This is a genomic window from Sphaerimonospora thailandensis, assembly GCF_016863115.1.
Lineage (GTDB): Bacteria > Actinomycetota > Actinomycetes > Streptosporangiales > Streptosporangiaceae > Sphaerimonospora > Sphaerimonospora cavernae.
Genome location: NZ_BOOG01000007.1, coordinates 64,892 through 86,950 on the forward strand (window position 1 = coordinate 64,892; position 22,059 = coordinate 86,950).

Here is a 22,059-nt window from a genome sequence, read left to right on the forward strand (position 1 = left end):
CCTCTCTTGGGATCTCTCCTTCTCTCCTTCACCCACGCCGGGCTTCCCCCGAAGGAGAGTTGAGATGTTCACCGGAATCGTCGAGGAGCTCGGCGAGGTCGTCGCCGTCGAGCCCGGAGACGGCGGGGGCGCGAGCCCCGGACCGAGAGACGGCGGGGACGGGGACTCGGCGCGGCTCACCGTGCGCGGCGAGCTCGTCACCGGGGACGCACGTCTCGGCGACTCGATCGCCGTCAACGGGGTGTGCCTGACGGTGACCTCCGTCGAGGGGGCCGCGTTCACCGCCGACGTGATGAAGGAGACGCTCGACCGCTCCTGCCTCGGCGTGCTGCGGCCCGGCTCACGGGTGAACCTGGAGCGTGCCGTACGGGTGGACCAGCGCCTGGGCGGGCACATCGTGCAGGGCCACGTGGACGGCACGGGGGTGATCCTGTCCCGAGAACCGGCCGCGAACTGGGAGATCGTACGGATCTCACTGCCTGCCGATCTCGCCCGCTACGTGGTGGAGAAGGGGTCGGTCGCGGTGGACGGCGTCAGCCTCACCGTGGTCGAGGCGGCGGCGGACTGGTTCTCGGTCAGCCTGATCCCCACCACACTCGAGCTCACCACCCTCGGCGGCAAGCAGCCGGGCGAGCCGGTGAACCTCGAGGTCGACGTGATCGCCAAGTATGTCGAGAAGCTGACCGCCGGGATGCGGGCATGACCGGCGGAGGCGGTGGCGGCGTGACCGAGGACAGGCTGGATCCGATGAACGAGCGGGACCCGATGATCAAGCTGGATCCGATCGAGCGGGCGATCGCCGACATCCGCGACGGCAGGCCCGCCGTGGTCGTCGACGACGAGAACCGTGAGAACGAGGGCGATCTCATCTTCGCCGCGGCCAAGGCCACGCCGGAGCTGCTCGCGTTCATGATCCGGCACACCAGCGGCGTGATCTGCGTGGGCATGGAGGGCGCCACGCTCGACCGGCTCGGGCTGCCGCTGATGGTGCACGACAACCGCGAACGGCTCAGAACGGCGTACACGATCAGCGTGGACGCCAGGGACGGGGTGACCACCGGCATCTCGGCGGCCGACCGGGCCAGGACGATCCGTACGCTGTGCGACTCGGCGACCGAGCCGTACGAGCTGGTGCGGCCCGGCCACATCTTCCCGCTGCGCTACCGGGAGGGCGGCGTTCTCGTACGGCGGGGCCACACCGAGGCCGCCGTGGACCTCGCCAGGCTGGCCGGGCTGTCGGGCGCCGGCGCCCTCGCCGAGATCGTGAACGACGACGGCACGATGGCCCGGCTGCCGAGGCTGCGCGAGTTCGCCGACGAGCACGATCTCGCGCTCGTCTCGATCGAGCAGCTCGTCGAGCACCGCAAGCGCTCTGAGCGGATGGTCACGCGGGTCGCCGAGACCCGCATCCCCAACCGGTACGGCATGTGGCGCGCGTACGGCTTCGCCAGCGCACTCGACGGCGGCGAGCACGTGGCCCTGGTGTACGGCGATCTCGACGGTGGCGAGAACGTGCTGGTGCGGGCGCACTCGGAGTGCCTCACCGGTGACGTGCTCGGCTCGCTGCGCTGCGACTGCGGGGTGCAGCTCGACAACGCCATGCGCATGATCGCCGAAGAGGGCCGGGGCGTCGTCGTCTACCTGCGCGGCCACGAGGGCCGCGGCATCGGCCTGCTGGCCAAGCTCAGGGCGTACGGCCTGCAGGACAACGGCAGCGACACCGTCGACGCCAACGTGGAGCTGGGGCTGCCGGTGGACGCGCGGGAGTTCTCCAACGCCGGGCAGATGCTCGCCGACCTCGGGGTGAAGTCGGTGCGGCTGCTGACCAACAACCCGGCCAAGGTGCGCGGCATGGACGGCTACGGCGTCAAGGTCCTCGGCCGCGAGCCGATGCCGGTCGCGATGAACCCGTACAACGAGACCTATCTGTCGGCCAAGCGCGAGCGGCTCGGCCATCACATTCCCGAGGGGGGCATCGCATGAGCGGAACGGGGCGCCCGGCGGCGGCGGCGGTGGAGGCGGGCGGCCTGACCGTCGGCATCGTCGCGGCCCGCTGGCACGAGGAGATCACCGACAGGCTGACGGCCAGGGCCGAACAGGCGGCGAAGGACAGCGGCGCGGTCGCGGTCACCGTCCGGGTGGCGGGCTCGCTGGAGATTCCGGTCGTGGTCCAGGCCATGGCCCGGCGCTACGACGCGGTGGTCGCGCTCGGCGCGGTGATCCGCGGGGACACCGCGCACTTCGACTACGTGTGCGACTCGGTGACGGCGGGCCTGACCAGGGTGTCCCTGGACGAGTCCACCCCGGTGGGGAACGGGGTGCTCACATGTGACACCCTTGATCAGGCGGTCGAGCGGTCCGGCGGGCCCGGTAGCAAAGAGGACAAGGGATACGAGGCCACCATCGCGGCGCTGGAGACGGCCCTCGTCCTGCGCAGCCTGACGATCTGAGCGCGTCTGAGGGAGGGTCGCGTCAAATTGGTCATATGGAAGCCGGGGAGCCCCAGTTCGTGGTTCAACCGTTCGGCGGTCGGCGTGACGATCTGTGGAGTGAGCCGCTGTGGGTGAGCAGGTCCCACCGCCGCTGCCGGTGACGTGGCGCCCCCGGCGCGCCACGATCATCGCGTACGGCATGGCGGTCGTGATGGTCGTCGGCTCGGTCGTCCTGGCGATCACCCTGCCGTCGGGCATGTTCCATCTGCCCGACAGGATCGGCATGGTGGTGTTCGGCCTGCTGGTGGCCGGCGCGCTGCATCTCCTCGGACGGCTGCGGGTGGAGGCCGACGAGCAAGGCATCACGATCGTGAACGCGCTTCGGGTGCACCGGTACGAGTGGCCCGAGGTCCTGGACGTCACGATGAACGAGGGCGACCCCTGGCCCAAGATCGACTTCGCGAACGGCCTCACCATCGGCGCGATGGGCATCCAGAGCACCGAGCGGGAGCGCTCGCGCCGGGCGGTCGCCGAGTTGGGCGCCCTCATCCGCGATCGCGGCGAGGCCCCCGACCGCGTTTGACGGCGAAACAGCCGAATCGGCCGGATTCTTTGGCGGATTCGGCCGATTCCCAGCGGATCAGCGGCGACGTAGCCTGTGCGTGTGCTGCGGCGGACAATCAAGGCATCTGACATCCAGTCGCCGGCCATGCTGGCAGACCTTCTCGACGGGCACGACTACCTGGCGGACGAGGGTCTGTCGACGGCGGCGTACCTCGCGCTGCGGATGGGCCGCCCGCTGTTCCTGGAGGGAGAGGCGGGCGTCGGCAAGACCGAGCTGGCCAAGACCCTGTCGGCGGTCCTCGACGCGCCGCTGATCCGGTTGCAGTGCTACGAGGGGCTGGACGCGGCCCAGGCCCTCTACGACTGGGACTTCGCCCGCCAGCTCCTGCATCTGAAGGCGGCGGAGGTCGCGGGGGTGACCGACGCCGCCGCGCTCGAGGGCGAGATCTACGACCGCCGGTTCCTGGTCGCCCGGCCACTGCTGCGGGCCCTGGAGACCCAGCCGAGCGTGCTGCTGGTGGACGAGATCGACCGGGCCGACGACGAGTTCGAGGCGTTCCTGCTGGAGGTCCTGTCCGACTTCACCATCTCGATCCCGGAGCTCGGCACGATCCGGGCACAGACCCCTCCGGTCGTCGTGGTGACCTCCAACCGGACGCGTGAGGTCCACGACGCGCTCAAGCGGCGCTGCCTCTACCACTGGCTGGAGCATCCCGGATTCGACCGCGAGGTGGCGATCCTGCTCAGGCGGCTGCCCGGCTGCACCGAGCGCCTGGCCGCCGACGTCGCCGAGGCGGCGGCCCGCATGCGCCGGGCCGACCTGGTCAAGCCGCCGGGGATCGCCGAGACGCTCGACTGGGCCGCCGCCCTGCTCACGCTGGGCGCGACCCGCCTCGACCCGGGCCTGGCCGCCGCCTCCCTGGGCGCGCTGCTCAAATACCGGGAGGACCAGGAGGCCGTCCGGGCCGAATGGAACGGGCGCCATGCCTGACGCGGGGTCGACGGCACGGGCGATGGCGGAGGTCATGGCGGGGTTCGCCCGCACGCTCCGGGCCGCCGGGGTGCCCGCCGACCACCACCGCGAGCAGAGCTTCCTCGAAGCGCTGGCCCGGCTGGACGCCGGCAGCGAGCGGGACGTCTACTGGGCGGGCCGCCTCACGATGTGCGCGAGCCCCGACGACGTGCCCCGGTACGACCGCTGCTTCGCCGCCTACTTCGGCGGGCGGCGGCCGCACCCCGGCAGGGCCGGCATGACCGTGACCATCATCCGCGCGATCGCCTCGCCGTACGGCTCGGGCGAACCGGAGACCGGCGGCGAGACGACCGCGCTGCCCGCGACCGCGAGCGAGGCGGAGGTGCTGCGCCACCGAGATGTGGCGCACCTGACCGAGGCGGAGCGGCGTGAGGTCCACCGGCTGCTGGCGCTGCTGCGCGGCGAGCGGGAACGGCGCTCCTCCCGGCGGTTCCGGCCGTCGCACCGGGGTGTCCTGGACGGCCGTCGCACGGTGCGGGAGGCGGTGCGGCGGGGCGGCGATCCGGCCCGGCTGCGGCTGCGCGCCCACCGGGACCGGCCGCGCCGGGTGGTGATGGTCGTGGACGTCAGCGGCTCGATGACGCCCTACGCCGACACGCTGCTGCGCTTCGCCCACGCGCTGGTCCGCACCGAGCCGAGGGCGACCGAGGTGTTCAGCGCGGGCACCCGGCTCACCAGGATCACCGCCGAGCTGCGCCACCGGGATCCGGACACGGCGATGCGGGCGTGCTCGGCGGCGATCCCCGACTGGAGCGGCGGGACCCGGCTCGGTGAGGAGCTCAAGGCGCTGCTGCGGCTGCCCGACCCGCGCGGCGCGACCGTCGTGATCGCCTCGGACGGCTGGGAGCGGGGCTCGGCCGACCTGCTGGGCGCCCAGATGGCCCGCCTGTCCCGCGTCGCCCACCGGGTGATCTGGGTCAATCCGCACAAGGGCGACCCGGCGTACCGGCCGCTGACCGCCGGGATGCGCGCCGCGTTGCCGTACGTCACGGACTTCGTGGCCGGGCACAGCCTGGCCGCGTTCGAGCAGTTGGCCGCGCTACTGGGAGGTGCCCGAGCCGATGCGTGATGTGCTGCCCCAGATCCTCGGATGGTGGGAGTCGGGGGAGCGGTTCGGGCTGGCCACCGTGGTCGGCACGTTCCGCAGCGCGCCGCGCCCGCCCGGCGCGTCGATGGCGGTGCTCGGCGCCGAGGCCGTCGGCAGCGTGTCGGGCGGCTGCGTCGAGGGCGCGGTCTACGAGCTCGCGCGGGAGGTCGTGGCCGGCGGGCCGCCGGTGCTCCAGCGGTACGGCGTGAGCGACGACGACGCCTTCGCCGTCGGGCTGACCTGCGGCGGCATCATCGACGTGTTCGTCGAGGCCGTGTGCGAGGAGACGTTTCCCGAGCTGGGGGAGGTGGCCGCGTCGATCGAGGCGCGCCGCCCGGTCGCCGTGGCCACGATCGTGGCCGGGCCCGGCACCGTCGGGGCCAGGCGCGTGGTGTGGCCCGACCACGCCTCCGGATCGCTCGGCTCGGCCCGGCTGGACGACGCGGTGGACGACGACGTGCGCGGCATGCTCGCCCAGGGGCTGACCGGCGTCCGGCGCTACGGCGCCGAGGGCGAGCGGCGGCTGGACGACCTGCAGGTGTTCGTCCACTCGTTCGCGCCGTCGCCGCGGATGCTCGTCTTCGGCGCGATCGACTTCGCCGCGGCCGTGGCCCGCGTCGGCAAGTTCCTCGGCTATCACGTCGTCGTCTGCGACGCCCGCCCGGTGTTCGCGACGGCCAAGCGCTTTCCCGAGGCGGACGAGGTGGTGGTCCGGTGGCCGCACGACTACCTGTCCTCCGTCGAGGTCGACGAGCGGACCGTCGTCTGCGTGCTCACCCACGACCCCAAGTTCGACGTCCCGCTGCTCGAGGTCGCCCTGCGGACCCCGGCGGCGTACATCGGCGCGATGGGCTCGCGGCGGACCCACGACGACCGGCTCGCCCGGCTGCGCGAGGCGGGTCTGTCGGAGGCCGAGCTGGCGCGGCTGCGCTCGCCGATCGGGCTCGACCTGGGGGCCCGCACCCCGGAGGAGACCGCCGTCTCGATCGCCGCCGAGCTGATCAAGCTCCGGTGGGGCGGCTCCGGTCATTCCCTCAGTGAGACGACCGGCCGCATCCACGGCGACGGGTGAGGGTGATGGGGGAGATCGCCGGTGTGCTGCTGGCGGCCGGCGGCGGCAGCCGGCTCGGGACGCCGAAGGCCCTGGTGGAGTTCGCCGGCGAGCGGCTGGCCGAACGCGGCGTGCGACTGCTGTCCGAGGGCGGCTGCCACCCCGTGGTCGTCGTGCTGGGCGCCGCCGAGATCCGGATCAGCGGGACGGTGGCCGTGTGCAACCCGGACTGGGCGAGTGGCATGGGCTCGTCCCTGCGCGTCGGCCTGGGCTCGCTGCCCGCCGCGGCCGTCGCCGCGGTGATCGCCCTCGTGGACCAGCCGCTGGTCCGGCCGGCCGCCGTGGCGCGGCTGATCGAGGCGTTCCACGCCGGCGCCACGGTCGCGGTCGCCACGTACGGCGGGGCGCCGCGCAACCCCGTGCTGATCGCGCGCGGACACTTCACGGACGTGTGCGCGCTCGCCGAGGGCGACGTGGGGGCGCGGCCGTTCCTGCGGGCCCACCCCGAGCTGGTGACCCCGGTGCCGTGCGACGACGTGGGCGACCCGGCCGACGTCGACACCCCGGAGGATCTGGCCGCGGTGCGTCGTCAGGCGGTGCGACCGCGAGAGGCCGGATGACGGGGGCGTTCCGGCGGACCGCACGATTTCGGGTTAGCCTTGTCACCGAAACGGAACAACGTTCGGTTCGGGTGGGCGTACGGAAGGACGAAGCGGATGCGGATCGGGATGGCCCTCAACTACGCGGGGGGCTTCAAGGAGACCGTCGCCGAGCTGTCCGACTACGAGAAGGCCGGTCTGGACATCGTGTTCGTGCCCGAGGCCTACAGCTTCGACGCGGTCAGCCAGATGGGGTACATCGCCGCGAAGACCGAGCGCCTCCAGATCGCCTCGGGCATCCTGCCGATCTACTCGCGCACGCCCACGCTGCTGGCCATGACGGCGGCCGGCCTGGACTACGTCTCCGACGGGCGTTTCACGCTCGGCATCGGCGCGTCCGGCCCCCAGGTGATCGAGGGCTTCCACGGCGTGCCGTACACGGCGCCGCTGGGCCGTACCCGCGAGATCGTGGAGATCTGCCGCAAGGTGTGGCGGCGGGAACGGCTGGAGCACGCCGGCAGGCACTACACGATGCCGCTGGAAGGCGGCACCGGCCTGGGCAAGCCGCTCAAGCTGATCAACCATCCGGTGCGGGAGCGGATTCCCATCGTGATCGCGGCGATCGGGCCGAAGAACGTGGAGCTCGCCGCCGAGATCGCCGAAGGCTGGGAGCCGATCTTCTTCATGCCGGAGCGGGCCGCCGACGTGTGGGGGCCGTCGCTGGCCGCCGGCCGGGCGCGCAGGGATCCCGCGCTGGGCGAGCTGGACGTGATCGCCCAGGCGGTGCTGGCGATCGGCGACGACGTGGCCGGCATCCTCGAGCTCGGCCGCTCGATGGCGGCGCTCTACATCGGCGGCATGGGCGCGCGCGGCAAGAACTTCTACAACGACCTGGCCCGCCGGTACGGCTACGAGCGGGAGGCGGAGCTGATCCAGGACCTCTATCTCGCGGGCCGGAAGAAGGAGGCCGAGGCCGCGGTGCCGGGTGAGCTGCTGGAGCGGATGTCGCTGATCGGTCCGGAGGGCCATGTGAGGGAGCGGCTGGCGGCCATGCGCGAGGCGGGCGTCACCACGCTCAACGTGACCCCCGTCGCCGCCACCCACGGCGACCGCGTCCGCCTCATCGAAAAGATCAGAGAACTCGCCGCCTAGGGTCGGGCCGGCGGGTCGTTGAGACAGGCGGCGAAGATCCGTTCGAGCCGTGCGGTCAGCACGTCCGGGTCGGCGGCCTCGATGGTCCGCGGATCGGTGAGCCTGCGCAGCGGACCGGCCCCGAGGATGACCATCGTGGCGAGCAGCGCGCGCTCCCGGACGTCCGGGCCGCTCAGCCGGGCCTGGAACGCGTCGACCATGGCGGATTCGACCCGCGCCCGCAGCACCGCCCGGATCTCCGGGCTCGCTCCGGCCCGGTCGATCACCCGTACCAGCGGGTCGCGGCTCCCGGTGCTCAGCCGCCGGGCGACGCGGGCGGCGAGCCGCGCGGGCAGCTCCTCCGGGTCGCCCTCGATCTCGGATTCCAGCGTGGATCCGCTGATCAGGACCTTGGTGAACAGGTCGGCCTTCGACCCGAAGTAACGGTTGACGAGCGCCGGGTTCGCCTCGGCCGCCGACGCGATCATCCGGATCGTCACATGGTCGTAGCCGTGCTCGCTGAACAACTCGCGCGCGGCCGCGAGGATCCGCTCACTGGTGGCCGCCCGATCTCGTGTCACCTTGCGTAGGTTATCGTGGTTCGCAGGTAAACAAGCGTCTACTAAGGGCGAGGCCCAGTCCAGGGAGGACGATCCCGGCCGAGAGGAGATCGCGTGACCCAGGAGATGGTGCGGGAAGCGGCGCCGAGGTCGTACACGCATCGCGAGGTCATCAAGATCCTGTCCGGGCTGTTGCTGGCCCTGCTGACCTCGATGATCTCGACGTCCGTCGTCGGTACGGCACTGCCGACGATCGTGGGCGAGCTCGGCGGGCAGGAGCAGTACTCCTGGGTGGCCAGTTCGACGCTGCTGACGATGACGGTGTCGACCCCGCTGTGGGGCAAGCTGTCCGACATCTTCGGGCGCAAGCTGATGTTCCAGCTGGCCCTCGGGCTGTTCGTGGCGGCGTCGATGATGGCCGGTCTGTCGCAGAGCATCGGCATGCTGATCGCGGCGCGCGCCGCACAGGGTCTCGGGAGCGGCGGCCTTTCCGCGCTCGTCCAGGTGATCCTCGGCGACGTGGTCGAGCCGCGTGAGCGTGGGCGCTACCTGGGCTACACGGGGGCGGTCTTCGGGGTCGCCACGGTCGCCGGTCCACTTCTCGGCGGCTTCATCGTGGACACCGGGTGGCTCGGCTGGCGCTGGTGCTTCTACGTGTGCGTCCCGCTCGCGGTCGTGGCGTTCGTCGTCATCCAGAAGGTGCTGCGGCTGCCGCGCGTGCGACGGGACACCAAGATCGACTGGTGGGGTGCGACCACGCTGACCGGCGGCGCCGCCACCCTGATGCTGCTGCTGTCACTGGGCGGCCACGAGTTCGACTGGGGTTCCCCCTGGACGTACGGCCTCGGCACGCTCAGCCTGGTGCTGTTCGCCCTGGCGATCCCGGCCGAGCGCAGGGCCGCCGACCCCATCCTGCCGCCGCGGCTGTTCCGCGACCGGACGTTCGTCCTGGCGAGCCTGGCGTCGCTGCTCGTCGGCATCGCGATGTTCGGCGTGATGATCTACCTGCCGCAGTATCTGCAGATCGTCAAACGCCTCAGCCCGACGGACTCCGGGCTCATGACACTGCCCATGGTCATCGGCATGTTCGTCGCGTCGATCACCTCGGGGCGGATCGTGACCAGGACCGGCCGGTGGAAGGCGTTTCCGGTGGTCGGCATGACGCTGGTGACCGTGGGCATGTGGCTGCTGTCCCGCCTGGAGGTCGGCTCATCCTCCGTGGTGATCGGAGTCGACATCGCGATCGTCGGCGTGGGGCTCGGGCTGGGCATGTACATGCTGCTCCTCGCCACGCAGAACTCGGTCGAGCGCCGCGACATGGCGGTCAGCACCTCCGGTGTCACGTTCTTCCGCAGTCTGGGCGGCGCGGTCGGGGTGGCGGCCTTCGGCGCGATCCTCAGCAACCGGGTGCGGGACGAGTTGGCCACGATGCTCGACGCCCGGTCCGCGGGCCTCGCGCTGGGCACCCCGGACGCGATCCACCACCTGCCTCCCCAGGTGCAGGACGTCGTGATCCAGGCGTTCTCCTCGGCGACGCGCACGGTCTTCCTGGTCGGGGCGCCGGCCGCCGCGCTCGGCCTCGTCGCCGTGCTCTGCCTGCGCGAGGCGGTGCTGCGCTCCGCGCGTTCCACCGCGGAGCCCCCGCAGTAGATCCACATCCCGGTCGGTAGATCCACGCAGTAGAGTCCAGCCGTGTCATATGCCTCACTTCACGCCGTGCGCCGGGCCCGGTTGGCCGCGGCGTTCCCCGAACACGGTGTCGCCGCGATGCTCGTCACCTGCCCCGTCAACGTGCGCTACCTCACCGGGCTGTCCAGCTCGAACGCCGCGGTGCTCGTCGGCACCGGCGGGCTGGCCGTGCTCGCCACCGACTCCCGGTACGCGGAGACGGCGCGGCGGCAGTGCCCGGACGTGGAGGTGGTCGTCGGTCGCGACGTGGCCTGGGTGCTGATCAACCGCGCCGACGCCGCCGCGGCCGGCATCGCGGTCGAGGCCGACCACATGACGGTGGCCCGATTTCGATGGCTCGGCGGCCAGCTCGTCCAACGGCTCGGCCGTGACCCGCTGACCCCGGTCAGCGGGCTCGTCGAGGCGGTGCGCGCGGTCAAGGACGAGCAGGAGATCGACGCGCTGCGCCGGGCCTGCTCGATCACGGATGAGGCGTTCTCCCAGGTCGTCGAGCGCATCACCCCCGGTGTCACCGAACGGGAGATCGCCAGATGGCTGGAGGTCCGGATGGTGGAACTCGGCGCGGACAAGCCGGCGTTCGACTCCATCGTGGCGGCCGGTCCCAACGGCTCGATCCCGCACCACTCGCCCTCGGACCGGCCGATCCGTTCCGGCGACCTGGTGACCATGGACTTCGGCGCCCGCTACGGGGGCTACCACGCCGACATGACCCGCACGGTCGCCGTCGGCCGGCCGGCCGACTGGCAGCGCGACCTCTACGAGCTCGTACGGCGGGCTCAGCACGCCGGGTGCCTCGCCGTACGACCCGGTGCGACGGCTCATCAGGTGGACGCGGCGGCGCGCGAGGTGATCGTGGCGGCGGGTCACGGGGAGCACTTCGAGCACGGGCTGGGCCACGGGGTCGGCCTGGAGATCCACGAACAGCCGTTCCTGGGCCCTGACAGGACCGGTAGACTAGAGGATCGAGTTCCGATCACCGTTGAGCCGGGGGTGTACCTGCCGGGCAGGGGCGGCGTGCGCATCGAGGACACGCTGGTCACGCGCGACGACGGGCCGGAGCTTCTCACACTGACCACCAAGGAGCTGCTCATCCTGTAGGGCAGCCGCATGCGGGAGACCACGTGGCGACGACGAACGACCTGAAGAACGGACTCGTGCTCAAGCTCGACGGCGGCGAGCTGTGGGCCGTCGTCGAGTTCCAGCACGTCAAGCCGGGCAAGGGCGGCGCGTTCGTCCGCACCAAGCTCAAGAACGTGCTGACCGGCAAGACCCTCGACCGGACCTTCAACGCCGGTGTCAAGGTCGACGTGGCCAACGTCGACAAGCGCGAGATGCAGTACTCCTACCTCGACGGCGACGACTTCGTCTTCATGGACACCGAGACCTTCGACATGGTCAACGTGGCGCGTTCCGTGGTGGGCGACGCCGCCAACTACATGCTGGAGAACACCACGGCGACCGTCGCCTTCAACGAGGGCAACCCGCTGTACGTGGACCTTCCGGCGGCCGCCGAGCTGACGATCTCGCATACCGATCCGGGCCTGCAGGGCGACCGCTCCACCGGCGGCACCAAGCCCGCCACCCTGGAGACCGGCGCGGAGATCAAGGTTCCGCTGTTCATCACGACCGGCGAGAAGGTCAAGGTCGACACCCGTACCGGCGAATATCTCGGTCGGGCCTGACGTGTCGGCTCGGGGGAAGGCGCGCCGCCGCGCGCTGGACGTCCTCTTCGAGGCCGAGGCGCGCAGGGAGAGCCCGCTCAGCGTGCTGGCCGAGCGGGTGGAGCGGTCGGATCCGCCGGTGAACGAGTACACCTCGAAGATCGTCGAGGGTGTGGTCCGGCACCTGGAGCGCGTCGACGAGTTGATCTCGACCTACTCCGAGGGGTGGACCCTGGAGCGGATGCCGGCGGTCGACCGGAACATCCTGCGTGCGGGGACCTTCGAGATGCTCTGGTCGGACGACGTCCCCGAGGGCGTGGTCATCAGCGAGTGGGTCCATCTGGCGGGGGAGTTGTCGACCGACGAGTCGCCGCAGTTCGTGAACGGCCTGCTGGCTCGTTTCAAGCAGCTCAAGCCGTCCCTGTCGCTCTAGAAGCGCTGCCGCATCCGGCAGCGCGGCCGGTGAAAGTAGGAGGCCGCACGTGCGTGACGCCACACGGCAGACCGTCGTCTGGGAGGCGCTGCGCGCCGTACTCGCCCGGCGGTCCGCGGCCACCGGCCGCGACTCGCTCGACATCGTCGACGCCGGGGGCGGCACGGGCGGCTTCGCCGTACCGCTCGCCAAGCTGGGACACGTGGTGACCGTGGTCGATCCGACGCCCGACTCGCTGGCCGCGCTGGAACGCCGCGCCGCCGAGACCGGCGTCGGTGTCAAGGGACTGCAGGGCGACGTGGCCGACCTCGGCGACCTGCTCGAGTACGGCAGCGCGGACCTGGTGCTGTGCCACAGCGTTCTGGAATATGTCGACGATCCGGCGAAGGCGCTCGGCGCCGTCGGCGGCATCCTCCGTGAGGGCGGCGCGGTCAGCGTGCTCGCGGCCAACTCGGTGGCCGCGGTCGTCCACCGCGCTCTGGCGGGCCAGTTCGACGAGGCTCGACGGCTGCTGCTGACCGAGCCGTCGGGAAGGCGGTTCTCCCGGGAGGCACTGGCCGGGCTGCTCGCCGCAGCGGGGTTCACGGTGACCGAGGTCCACGGTGTACGGATCTTCGCCGAACTGATGCCGGGCATGACGGCCGAGAGCGATCCCGACGGGCTCATCGCGCTGGAGCGGGCGGCGGCCGGCCACCCGGTGCTGCGCGACATCGCCGCCCAGCTTCATGTCATCGCCCACCGATGACATCGCCCGGGCAGATGAAATCACCCAAGATTTGACGTGCTTCGAATGACTGTTCGGGTAGAGTCGATGACGTGTCCCGGAAACAGATCATCATCGGCGGCGTCGGCGACGAGGCCGGTCGTCGGGCCGATCGAGGGGGCGGCGGTGCGGCCGACGACAGCGGCTGTCCGATCCTGCACGTGGACATGGACGCCTTCTACGCCAGCGTGGAGCTGCTCGACCGGCCCGAGCTGAAGGGCACCCCGGTCATCGTGGGGGCGCCCGGGGCACGCGGCGTGGTGCTCAGCGCCACCTATGAGGCCCGGCGGTTCGGCGTCCACTCGGCGATGGCGATGACCCGGGCTCGCCGCCTGTGCCCGGTGGCGACGGTCATCCCGCCCCGTCACGGCAGGTACGCCGAGGTCTCCCGGGGCATCAGGGAGATCTTCGAGGCCATCACGCCGCTGGTCGAGCCGATCGCGTCCGACGAGGCGTTCCTCGACGTGGGCGGGGCTCGCCGCAGGCTCGGGCCGCCCGCGCTCATCGCCCGGATGATCCGCGAGCAGGTGGCCGAGCGTCATGGCATCACCTGCTCGGTGGGCGTGGCGAGCAGCAAATTCGTGGCCAAGCTCGCCTCCCGCGCGTGCAAGCCGGACGGGCTGCTGGTCGTCCCGGCAGACCAGGTCGTGGAGTTTCTCCATCCGCTGCCCGTCGGGGCGCTGTGGGGCGTGGGCGAGCGCACCGAGCAGGCCCTGGTGCGGCTCGGCATACGGACGGTGGGCGACCTCGCCCGGGTGCCCGTCGCCACGCTCCAGCGCGAGTTCGGGGCCGTCGGGGCCCACCTGGCGGAGCTGGCCTGGGGCCGGGACGACCGTCCGGTCGTGGCCGACGCCCCGGACAAGAACATCGGCGGTGAGGAGACCTTCCCCCACGACGTGGACGACCCGGAGACGATCAGGCGGGAGCTGCTGCGGCTGTCCGAGCGGGTCGCGGCGCGGCTGCGGGCGGGCGGGCACGTCGGCAGGACGGTCAGCGTGAAGCTGCGCCGTTCCGACTTCACGACGATCACCCGGTCTCGGACGCTCCGAGAGGCGACCGACGTGGCGAAGGAGATCTACGACACGGCTCGCGCGCTCTACGAGGCCGCAGGCCTGGAGCGGGTGCGCCTCAGGCTGGTCGGAGTCAGGGTGGAGAATCTCCGCCCGGCGGCGACGGCGACCCGCCAGCTCTCCCTGGGCGAGCGGGAGACGGGCTGGCGGGAGGCCGAGTTGGCCGTGGACCGGGCGACCCGGCGTTTCGGGCCCGAGGCGGTGCGCCCGGCGTCACTGGTGCGGCCTCCGTCTGGTGCAATGGGTCCATGACGTCGCCTCCGGTTTGGCCCGCGTTGGACGTTTTCTTTCGCCTACGTCTACGGGCTCGTATTCTGGGGATAACCGACCGCGAGGTCTGGACACCCCGCGTCGTCTGTAGCCGTTTTCCCCTGAATGGGGCCGTCCTTGGGAGGCGCCGTGCCGCTGTCTGAGCACGAGCAGCGCTTGCTCGACCAGATCGAGCAGGCCCTCTACGCCGAGGACCCGAAGTGGGCCAATAGCGTCCGAACGAGAGATCCGCGCAACCATTACAAGCGCCGCCTCGTGAAGGCCTGGATCGGCTTCGCCCTCGGCGTGGTGATGCTGATGGTCGGCGTCGTGGCGGCGCAGATCCCCCTCGGTGCCGCCGGGTTCGTCGTGATGCTCGCCGCCTGCCTGTGGGGGCTGTCGAGCTGGATGCGCATGAACGGATTCGGCGAATCCTCTTCCTCTTCCTCTTCCTCCGGCGCCAGTCCCCGCGGTCGCCGGCCCAGCAGGAAGCAGGGCTTCATGGAGCGGATGGAAGAGCGCTGGCGCCGCCGCCGCGACGAGCACTGACCCCCGTCGTCCCCCTTCCCCGACAGGACCGCGAACCCGGCCCGCCGCCCCGCACCCGGGGGGCGGCGGACCGGGTTCAATCCCCGGTACGCCCCAGGTCGTTCCCTAACGGCGGATGACGGACAGGTCGAAGACATCGAGCGCCCGTCCGCCGAGCGCGCGGATGCGTAGCAGCGTCGACGTGGGGGCCAGGCCGATCGCGAGCCGCCGCCCCCGTGAGATCTCGCGCGCCAGCGCCCGGCGCACCCTCGCGAGATCGGCGGGTCCGGGGATCGTCTCCCCGGGAGTGCGGGCGTACCGGAGCCGTTCCTGCGCCGAAACGATCCGGGCCACGGAAGCGGCCTCCTCGTCGTCCATTCCGTGGGTCAGTCGCCTGCCCAGCGCGCGCGGGCTCTCCCCGGGCTCGCGAGCCAGCCCGAGATCGGTGAGCGTGTCGCACAGCTCGGCCCAGGCCGCCTCGACTGCGGGAGCGGGCGCGGCGCCGAGCAGCGTCCGCCGGCGCCGCAGCCGTGCCGCCATCCGGATCCCCGCCGGCACCAGGACCAGCAGCAGGACGGCGGCCGCCGCCGCACCCACCTTGACCGCCGTCGGCACCCCCGGGTCCACCGGCACGGGCGCACCGCCGAGCTCCCGGTCGAGCCTGCGCCGGTCCGGCCGGAGCGGACCGCCCGCCTCGTCGGTGTCGTCGGAGCCGGCCGAAGAGCCGCCCGAGGAGCCGGGCGTGGGCGCCGCCGTCGAGGTCACCGGCAGCGTGTACTGCGGCGCCTGGGCCGTGCCCTGGCCGGCGCCGCCGCCCGGGGTCGGCTCGAACCGCAGCCATCCGACACCGTCGAAGTACAGCTCGGGCCAGGCGTGGGAGTCGTGAGTGCGCACGGTCCAGACCTCGCCGGTCCTCGTGCCGCCGGTGTAACCGGTCGCGACCCGGGCCGGAATGCCGAGCGTCCGCGCCATCACGGCCATCGCACCGGCGAACTGCTCGCAGTATCCCTTCCTGCTCTCGAGCAGGAAGTGCGTCAGCGCGCGCGGGCCGCCGTACGACGCGTCCAGACTGTAGGTGAAGCCGCCCGTCCTGGTGAACCATTCCTGGAGCTTCACCGCCTTCTCATACGGCGTGGCGGCCTGCCCGGTCACCCGGGCGGCCAGGGCGCGGATCTCCGGATCGAGCGTGCCGGGCAGCTCGAGATAGGGGCTGTCGAGCTCCGGATCCGCCGCCGTCGACAGCCTGAGTTGCTCGGCGGTCGGCTCCGGCTCGCCGGTCAGCACCCGGTATCGCAGACCCGCCGCCTCGTCCTGGGTGGAGAACACCAGCAGCGAGGGACGGTCGGCCCGCCAGTCGCCGTCCACGTCGACCCGGGTCGCCGGATACGGCAGGGGCAGGAAGTTGAGCCTGCTGATGTCCTCGCTGATCGTGATCTGGGTCTCCGCCTGGCGTGTCGCGACGCCGGGGCCGAGCCCCGGGGCCGGGGGGAGGGGACCCTCCGACACCCGGTCCTCCTGGCGTCCCTGCAGCCTGCCGACCCTCCAGGTCGTCCCGTCGAACCTGTCCAGGGCGTAGATGCGCAGGTAGCGGGAGCGGCCGTCGCTGGAGGTGTAGGTCAGCACGGTGGCGTTCTCCGGCTGCCTGAGCTGCCAGCCCAGCTTGACCATCGCGTCCGGGACGCCGATGCTGCCCCCGCCCGGCCCTGAGCCGTTGCCCACGCCGAATCCGAACAGCGGATCGGGCGCCAGCGTCGGCAGCAGCCCGGGGAGCAGGATCGCCAGCGCGACGGCCATCACGCCGATCCGCTTGCCCGACAGCGCCAGCCGTCCCGTGTCGGGCAGCACCCCGGCGGCGGCGAGCCGCGACCGCCGTACGACCACGGTCCGCCCCCAGCGGCTCAGCCGTTCCCGGCCGTCGGCCACGAGCAGTCCGACGTACCCGAACGCCGCGATCACGAACGCGGGCCAGCCGAGCGGGTCGGCCATCACGGCCGCGGGCACGGTGAACAGGGCCAGCAGCGGCAGCCCGGCCGTCGCGGCGCGGCGCAGCCGTACCGCGAGGAGATCCACGAGGATCGCGACCAGCCCGACGCCGCCCGCTGTGAGCAGGCAGACCGCCGGATCGGCGGGCACGGGTGCGGCGTAGCGCTGGATGTCGGCGAAGCCCTCGCTGAGCAGGGAGGCCAGCCGCACCATGGAGTCCCTGGTCGGGATCACCCGCAACCATGCCTGGTCGCCGGCGAAGGCGGCGGTCAGGTAGACGCCCAGCGCGGCCGCCATCGCGGTCATCGCCGCCCAGGTGGAGGAGGCCCAGACGGAGGAGGCACGGCCGGGCGGGGCGAGACGGGACAGGAGCATCCCCGCCGCGGTCGTCACCAGGACGGCGCCCATGCAGGTCCAGAACCAGGCGCCGCCGCTGAACAGCGGGTAGAGCGTGATCGTGACGGCGGCCGTGGCCAGCCCCGCGGCGACCGGCAGTTTCATCGGATGCCCGCCCTCCTGTGCGCGGCCTCGGGCCAGACGGCCGCGAGTGAGACGCCGGCGGAAAGACGGATCACCCGCCATCCGGCGGCGGCCAGTACGTTCTCGACTGCCTCGTCGATGCCGGGGCTCGTCGGTGCGTCTGAAGTGGTGTCCAGAAAGACCGCGATCCCCGTCACGCCGGGCTGCTTGAGCCGGGCCAGTTCCCGGGCGTCGGTGGAGTCGACCGTCCCCAGCACGGCGACGATCAGGCCGTCGCCGCCGCCCTGCCGCAGCGCCGCGATCCCGTGCTCCAGCGACCGCGCCGAGCTGTGCCGTACGACCGAGAGCGCGTCGAGCAGTGACCACGAGGCACCGGTGTCGGCCAGATGCTGCGCGCCCTGGTCGGTGATCAGGCGCAGGCCCAGCCCGTCGCGCGACAGGTGCACGCCGATCGAGGCGGCGGCCGAGACGGCGACCTCGAACGACGACCGGGGGCCATCGCCGCGGTGCGCGCACCTGCGGGTGTCCAGCAGCAGCGCGCCCCTGCTCTGCCACTGCTGCTCCTCGCGTCTGACCATCAACTCGCCGTGCCGCGCGGTCGACCGCCAGTGGACCCGGCGCAGGTCGTCGCCCCGGCGGTACTCGCGCGGCGCCACGTCGTCGTCGCCCGCCGCCGCCACCGAGCGGGTACGGCTGTCGCCCCCGCCCGTCCACTCGCCGGACAGGCGTACCGGGGGCAGCGGCACCACCTCGGGGGTGACCACGAGCACGTCGGTGATCGTGAACGATCTCGTCAGCTCGACCAGCCCGAACGGGTCGGTGATCCGGACGGACAGCGGGCCGAGGGGGAAGCGCCCCCGCAGTTCGGACCGCACCTTGTAGTCGATCTCCCGGACGCCGTGCGGCTCCACGCGGTCGAGGACGAACCGCGGGCGGGTGCCCAGCGCGTACGGAAGGGTGTCCTCGACGAGCAGCAGCCCGGTCGGCAGACGGGTGACGTTCTCCAGCCGCAGGGTGACCGTGCCTTCGCCGCCGACCTGGACCCGGGAGGGGTCGAGCCGCCTGGCGCAGGCCAGCCGGTACCGGGTGCGCGCCACGATCAGCGCCGCGAGCAGCGGCATCGCGATGATCAGGACGGCCACCCGCAGCAGATCGTGCTCCCCGAGGAACAGGGCGCACAGCGCGGCCGCGGCCCCCGAGGCGAGAAACGACCGCCCCCGGGGGGTCAGGGCCTTCAGACCGATCATCTGGCGTCCGGCACCGGAACGTGGCGCACCAGGTCGGCGATCACCTGCTCCGGCCTGCGGCGCTGCCCCTGGGCCTCGACGCTCGGCAGCAGCCGGTGTGCCAGGACGGGGACGGCCAGATCCTGCAGGTCGTCGGGGATCACATAGTCGCGGCCGGACAGCGCGGCGTGCGCCCTGGCGCCGCGCACCAGGTGCAGCGTGGCGCGCGGGGAGGCGCCCACCCGCAGGTCGGGAGAGTTCCTGGTGGCGGTCACCAGGTCGACCGCGTACTGCTTCACCGGTTGCGAGACGTAGACCGCGCGCACGGCCCGGATCAGCCCCATCACCTCGGCGGTGGTCGCCACCGGCTGCAGCTTTTCCAGCGGCTGGGAGGCGCCGTGGATGTCGAGCATCTCCATCTCGGCCGCCGGGGCGGGATAGCCCATGGCGATCTTCGCGGTGAAGCGGTCGCGCTGGGCCTCCGGCAGGGGATAGGTCCCCTCCATTTCGATCGGGTTCTGGGTCGCGATGACCATGAACGGCGGCGCGAGTTCATAGGTCACGCCGTCCACGGTCACCTGCCGCTCCTCCATGCACTCCAGCAGCGCCGACTGCGTCTTCGGCGAGGCCCGGTTGATCTCGTCGCCAACGACGACGTTGGCGAACACCGGTCCGGGTTTGAACTCGAACTCCCTGGTCAGTTGGTTGTACGCGCTGACCCCGGTGATGTCGCTGGGGAGCAGATCGGGGGTGAACTGCACGCGCTTGACAGGGCAGTCGATCGAGCGCCCCAGGGCCTTGGCCAGCATGGTCTTGCCGACGCCGGGCACGTCCTCGATGAGGAGGTGACCCTCCGCCAGGAGCACGGTGAGGGTGAGGCGGACGACGTCGCTCTTGCCTTCGATCACGGATTCGATCGCGCGGCCGATCCGGTGTGCGATGTCGATGTCCGTGTCGATCTCGACGTCGGAGGTTGCTGCCACCGGGCCTCCATAAATGGGGGTTAATCCATCCTTTTTGTTTCTTGTGGTACCGACCCTATGACTCCCGAGGTTCCCGGGCGAGTTTGTCTACGTAGCACCTTCGTCCGAATCCCGTGACAAACGCCGCGCGCTTTCCTCTCGTACGGCTTCGCCTACGCCGTCGGGGTTGGCGGGCCTTGGCGCCCCCCACTTCGCCCCACCCGTATTTACCTGGGAAAACGCGGAGAAAATGACACGACGACACGCGGTGAATCAGTTGACGGTGGAGAGAAGTGGAGTATGGTGGTGCGCAGTGGAGAGCAGAGGCTGTAGCGCCGAGCGCTCCGCAAGACACGGGAGGTGGGTCCGGTGTTCCTCGGCACCCACCCTCTGCGTCTCGATGACAAAGGACGGCTGTTCCTGCCGGCGAAGTATCGCGAGGAGCTGGCGGAGGGTCTTGTGATCACCAAAGGCCAGGAGCGCTGCCTCTACGTCTTCCCAGTAGAGGAGTTCCAGCGCATCACCGAGGCCCTGCGCACCGCTCCGGTGACGGCCAAGGCGGTCCGTGATTACAGCCGTGTCCTCTTCGCCGGGGCATCGGACGAGACGCCGGACAAGCAGGGGCGGATCACGATTCCGCAGAGCCTCAGACGGTACGCGGGTTTGGAACGCGACTGCACGGTCATCGGTGCGAACACCAGGTTGGAGATCTGGGACGCCCAGGCGTGGGAGACCTACCTGGCCGCTCAGGAGCAGGAGTTCTCCGACCTGTCTGAGGAGGTGTTGCCCGGGATCCTTTGATCGATCCGACTGTTTGATCGAATGACCCGTCGTGACGTTCGGCGAGGTCTCCACCCGCTCCCATGTGGCGGCAGCTGATGCACCTTCCCCGGTGTCAGATGTCAGGGCCGGCGATGCGGATGGGGACCTGGCCGGACGATATAAAGGGGCCGGACGATATGGGGGGCGGAGGGCGTTGTCGCAAGACTCTGGGCAGCCGGGTGGTCACGTTCCGGTCATGATCGGTCGCGTTCTGGAGCTGCTCGCTCCCGCGCTGGCCGGGCCGGACCCGGTCGTCGTCGACGCCAATCTCGGCCTCGGCGGTCACGCGGAGGCGCTGCTGGCGGCCCATCCGGCCCTGCATCTGATCGGCATCGACCGCGACCCCACCGCCATCGAGCGGTCCACCCTACGGCTCGCGCCCTATGCCGGGCGGACCACCCTCGTGCGGGCCGTCTCCGACGAACTGCCCGCCGTGCTGGCGGCGGCCGGACGACCCCGCGTCGACGGCGCGCTGTTCGATCTGGGGGTGTCCTCGCCCCAGCTCGACGAGGCCGAACGTGGGTTCGCGTACTCCTATGACGCCCCCCTCGACATGCGGATGGACCCCGACCAGGAGCTCACCGCCGCCGACGTGGTGAACACATATTCGGTGGCCGAGATCACCCGCGTGCTGCGAGACTACGGCGAGGAAAGATTCGCCGCGCGCATCGCGAACCTTCTCGCCCGGGAGCGCGTCGAACATCCCATCATGACGACCCGACGACTTGCCGATCTCGTACGGACGGCGATCCCCGCCGCGACGAGGCGGACGGGGGGAAACCCCGCCAAAAGAACGTTCCAAGCCCTGCGCATCGAGGTCAACCAGGAGCTGGCCGCCCTGGAGCGCGCCCTGCCCGCGGCCCTCGACGCGATGGTGCTCGGCGGGCGAGTGGTCGTGCTCGCCTATCACTCACTGGAGGACCGGCTCACCAAGCAGGTCCTCGCGGCGCGAACCAGGGACACCGGCCCCCCCGGGCTTCCGGTCCCGATCGAGGCCCACCAGCCCCGGTTCCGCCTTCTGACGAGGGGAGCGGAGCTCCCGGACGACGACGAGGTGACCCGTAACCCGCGGGCGGCCTCGGCCCGTTTGCGGGCGGCAGAGAGGATCCGCCAGGGATGAGGACGGCGCAGCAGCCACGGCCGAAGAGCACATTCGAGAGCAGGACTCAGATCAAGACACAGGCCAAGCCCCAAGCCAGGACACAGGCCAGGCCCAAGCCCGAGACACGTCCCGACCCGCGGCCCAGGCGGGAGGTCGGGCGCGTCAGGGTGACCCGTACGGCGACGGCGGGGGCGACCGCACCGATGCGGCGGGCGCCGCGGGCGCCGTTCGTGCTGCTCGTCATCGGTCTGATGTGCGGCGGCCTGGTCACCCTGCTGCTGCTCAACGTAACGCTCGCCCAGGGGACGTACAAGGAGAGGGACCTGCGGTCGAGCATCGACGAGCTGCGCCAGCAGGCGGCGCTCCAGGAGAAGCAGGTTCGGGACGCGAGCCAGCCGGAGGCTCTGAAGAGCAGGGCTCCGTCCGACCTGGTGTGGGATGACTCGCCGCCGTCGTTCATCACCTCGCGGCCGGTGGACGGGACCAGGTGAACCCTGGCGGGAGGAGGCGGCCGCCGCGGCCAGGGGGTGGGGGACCGGTCGACGGTCGTCCGCCCAGGCCGCCGCGCCCGCCCGGCCCGCCTCGTACGGCACAGCCCCCGCAATCACAGCCGCGGGCGCCGCAGTCCGGTCGG

The 22,059-nt window shown here is 71.5% G+C and carries 23 protein-coding genes; 19 read left to right on the forward strand and 4 right to left on the reverse strand.

The features are described 5' to 3' along the window. The first annotated feature begins 64 nt into the window (after positions 1–64). The 9 genes from Mth01_RS02235 (at position 65) to Mth01_RS02275 (ending at position 7,918) form a co-directional block, all read left to right on the forward strand. A complete protein-coding gene (locus Mth01_RS02235; RefSeq protein ID WP_204010386.1) occupies positions 65–703 on the forward strand; it encodes a riboflavin synthase in 639 nt (212 codons plus the stop codon). A gap of 62 nt (positions 704–765) precedes the next feature. Continuing rightward, positions 766–1,983 (forward strand): bifunctional 3,4-dihydroxy-2-butanone-4-phosphate synthase/GTP cyclohydrolase II, encoded by a 1,218-nt coding sequence (locus tag Mth01_RS02240; protein ID WP_204010834.1) that lies wholly within the window; start codon positions 766–768, stop codon positions 1,981–1,983. Next, positions 1,980–2,450: a 6,7-dimethyl-8-ribityllumazine synthase gene (gene ribH, locus Mth01_RS02245; RefSeq protein ID WP_204010388.1), complete on the forward strand. Its 471-nt coding sequence runs from the start codon at positions 1,980–1,982 to the stop codon at positions 2,448–2,450. Before Mth01_RS02240 ends, ribH begins: the two co-directional genes overlap by 4 nt. Before the next feature lie 109 nt (positions 2,451–2,559). Continuing rightward, complete coding sequence (locus Mth01_RS02250) at positions 2,560–3,015, forward strand: PH domain-containing protein (RefSeq protein WP_239089224.1); 456 nt, start codon at positions 2,560–2,562, stop codon at positions 3,013–3,015. Between the two features lie 126 nt (positions 3,016–3,141). Then, positions 3,142–3,987, forward strand: coding sequence for an AAA family ATPase (locus Mth01_RS02255; RefSeq protein WP_204010838.1), 846 nt, complete (start codon positions 3,142–3,144; stop codon positions 3,985–3,987). After that, the gene (locus Mth01_RS02260) at positions 3,980–5,098 is read left to right on the forward strand and encodes a vWA domain-containing protein (protein ID WP_204010390.1); all 1,119 of its coding nucleotides are present in this window, start codon (positions 3,980–3,982) and stop codon (positions 5,096–5,098) included. Before Mth01_RS02255 ends, Mth01_RS02260 begins: the two co-directional genes overlap by 8 nt. Then, positions 5,091–6,188 (forward strand): XdhC family protein, encoded by a 1,098-nt coding sequence (locus tag Mth01_RS02265; RefSeq protein WP_204010393.1) that lies wholly within the window; start codon positions 5,091–5,093, stop codon positions 6,186–6,188. Before Mth01_RS02260 ends, Mth01_RS02265 begins: the two co-directional genes overlap by 8 nt. A gap of 5 nt (positions 6,189–6,193) precedes the next feature. Then, positions 6,194–6,787, forward strand: a complete 594-nt coding sequence (locus tag Mth01_RS02270) for a nucleotidyltransferase family protein (protein WP_204010397.1) — start codon at positions 6,194–6,196, stop codon at positions 6,785–6,787. A gap of 96 nt (positions 6,788–6,883) precedes the next feature. Next, a complete protein-coding gene (locus Mth01_RS02275) occupies positions 6,884–7,918 on the forward strand; it encodes an LLM class F420-dependent oxidoreductase (protein ID WP_204010400.1) in 1,035 nt (344 codons plus the stop codon). Here the strand turns inward: Mth01_RS02275 and Mth01_RS02280 are convergent. After that, a complete protein-coding gene (locus tag Mth01_RS02280) occupies positions 7,915–8,478 on the reverse strand; it encodes a TetR/AcrR family transcriptional regulator (protein WP_239089226.1) in 564 nt (187 codons plus the stop codon). The genes Mth01_RS02275 and Mth01_RS02280 overlap by 4 nt on opposite strands. A 105-nt stretch (positions 8,479–8,583) precedes the next feature. Between Mth01_RS02280 and Mth01_RS02285 the strand changes: the two genes are divergently transcribed. The 7 genes from Mth01_RS02285 to Mth01_RS02315 all read left to right on the forward strand — a co-directional run bounded on the left by Mth01_RS02285 (position 8,584) and on the right by Mth01_RS02315 (position 14,871). Then, positions 8,584–10,107, forward strand: coding sequence for an MDR family MFS transporter (locus tag Mth01_RS02285; protein WP_204010840.1), 1,524 nt, complete (start codon positions 8,584–8,586; stop codon positions 10,105–10,107). A gap of 42 nt (positions 10,108–10,149) precedes the next feature. Continuing rightward, positions 10,150–11,244, forward strand: coding sequence for a M24 family metallopeptidase (locus Mth01_RS02290; RefSeq protein WP_239089236.1), 1,095 nt, complete (start codon positions 10,150–10,152; stop codon positions 11,242–11,244). A gap of 23 nt (positions 11,245–11,267) precedes the next feature. Beyond that, positions 11,268–11,828 carry an elongation factor P gene (gene efp, locus Mth01_RS02295; protein ID WP_204010406.1) on the forward strand — a complete coding sequence of 187 codons (561 nt, stop codon included), beginning with the start codon at positions 11,268–11,270 and terminating at the stop codon, positions 11,826–11,828. 1 nt (position 11,829) lies between these two features. Beyond that, on the forward strand, positions 11,830–12,240 hold the full coding sequence (gene nusB, locus Mth01_RS02300) for a transcription antitermination factor NusB (RefSeq protein ID WP_204010411.1): 411 nt from the start codon (positions 11,830–11,832) through the stop codon (positions 12,238–12,240). Between the two features lie 49 nt (positions 12,241–12,289). Further along, positions 12,290–12,985: a methyltransferase domain-containing protein gene (locus tag Mth01_RS02305; protein ID WP_204010414.1), complete on the forward strand. Its 696-nt coding sequence runs from the start codon at positions 12,290–12,292 to the stop codon at positions 12,983–12,985. Between the two features lie 92 nt (positions 12,986–13,077). Continuing rightward, entirely contained in the window at positions 13,078–14,325 is a 1,248-nt protein-coding gene (locus Mth01_RS02310; RefSeq protein WP_407695912.1) for a DNA polymerase IV, read from the forward strand. Positions 14,326–14,472: 147 nt separating this feature from the next. Beyond that, positions 14,473–14,871, forward strand: coding sequence for a DUF3040 domain-containing protein (locus tag Mth01_RS02315; RefSeq protein ID WP_204010417.1), 399 nt, complete (start codon positions 14,473–14,475; stop codon positions 14,869–14,871). Between the two features lie 105 nt (positions 14,872–14,976). Here Mth01_RS02315 and Mth01_RS02320 read toward each other — a convergent pair whose 3' ends face one another. From Mth01_RS02320 to Mth01_RS02330, 3 genes are read right to left on the reverse strand one after another with little or no spacing between them, the layout of a single operon-like run. Beyond that, the gene (locus Mth01_RS02320; RefSeq protein ID WP_204010420.1) at positions 14,977–17,334 is read right to left on the reverse strand and encodes a transglutaminase TgpA family protein; all 2,358 of its coding nucleotides are present in this window, start codon (positions 17,332–17,334) and stop codon (positions 14,977–14,979) included. Then, positions 17,331–18,560 (reverse strand): DUF58 domain-containing protein, encoded by a 1,230-nt coding sequence (locus tag Mth01_RS02325; RefSeq protein ID WP_204010424.1) that lies wholly within the window; start codon positions 18,558–18,560, stop codon positions 17,331–17,333. The genes Mth01_RS02320 and Mth01_RS02325 overlap by 4 nt, the downstream gene beginning before the upstream one ends. Then, positions 18,557–19,522, reverse strand: coding sequence for an AAA family ATPase (locus Mth01_RS02330; RefSeq protein WP_239089238.1), 966 nt, complete (start codon positions 19,520–19,522; stop codon positions 18,557–18,559). The genes Mth01_RS02325 and Mth01_RS02330 overlap by 4 nt, the downstream gene beginning before the upstream one ends. 348 nt (positions 19,523–19,870) lie before the next feature. Between Mth01_RS02330 and mraZ the strand changes: the two genes are divergently transcribed. The 3 genes from mraZ to Mth01_RS02345 all read left to right on the forward strand — a co-directional run bounded on the left by mraZ (position 19,871) and on the right by Mth01_RS02345 (position 21,916). Continuing rightward, positions 19,871–20,302 carry a division/cell wall cluster transcriptional repressor MraZ gene (gene mraZ / locus Mth01_RS02335; protein WP_204010426.1) on the forward strand — a complete coding sequence of 144 codons (432 nt, stop codon included), beginning with the start codon at positions 19,871–19,873 and terminating at the stop codon, positions 20,300–20,302. Between the two features lie 217 nt (positions 20,303–20,519). Beyond that, a complete protein-coding gene (gene rsmH / locus Mth01_RS02340) occupies positions 20,520–21,443 on the forward strand; it encodes a 16S rRNA (cytosine(1402)-N(4))-methyltransferase RsmH (protein WP_204010428.1) in 924 nt (307 codons plus the stop codon). Continuing rightward, positions 21,440–21,916, forward strand: a complete 477-nt coding sequence (locus tag Mth01_RS02345; RefSeq protein WP_204010430.1) for a hypothetical protein — start codon at positions 21,440–21,442, stop codon at positions 21,914–21,916. The genes rsmH and Mth01_RS02345 overlap by 4 nt, the downstream gene beginning before the upstream one ends. Positions 21,917–22,059 lie beyond the last annotated feature (143 nt).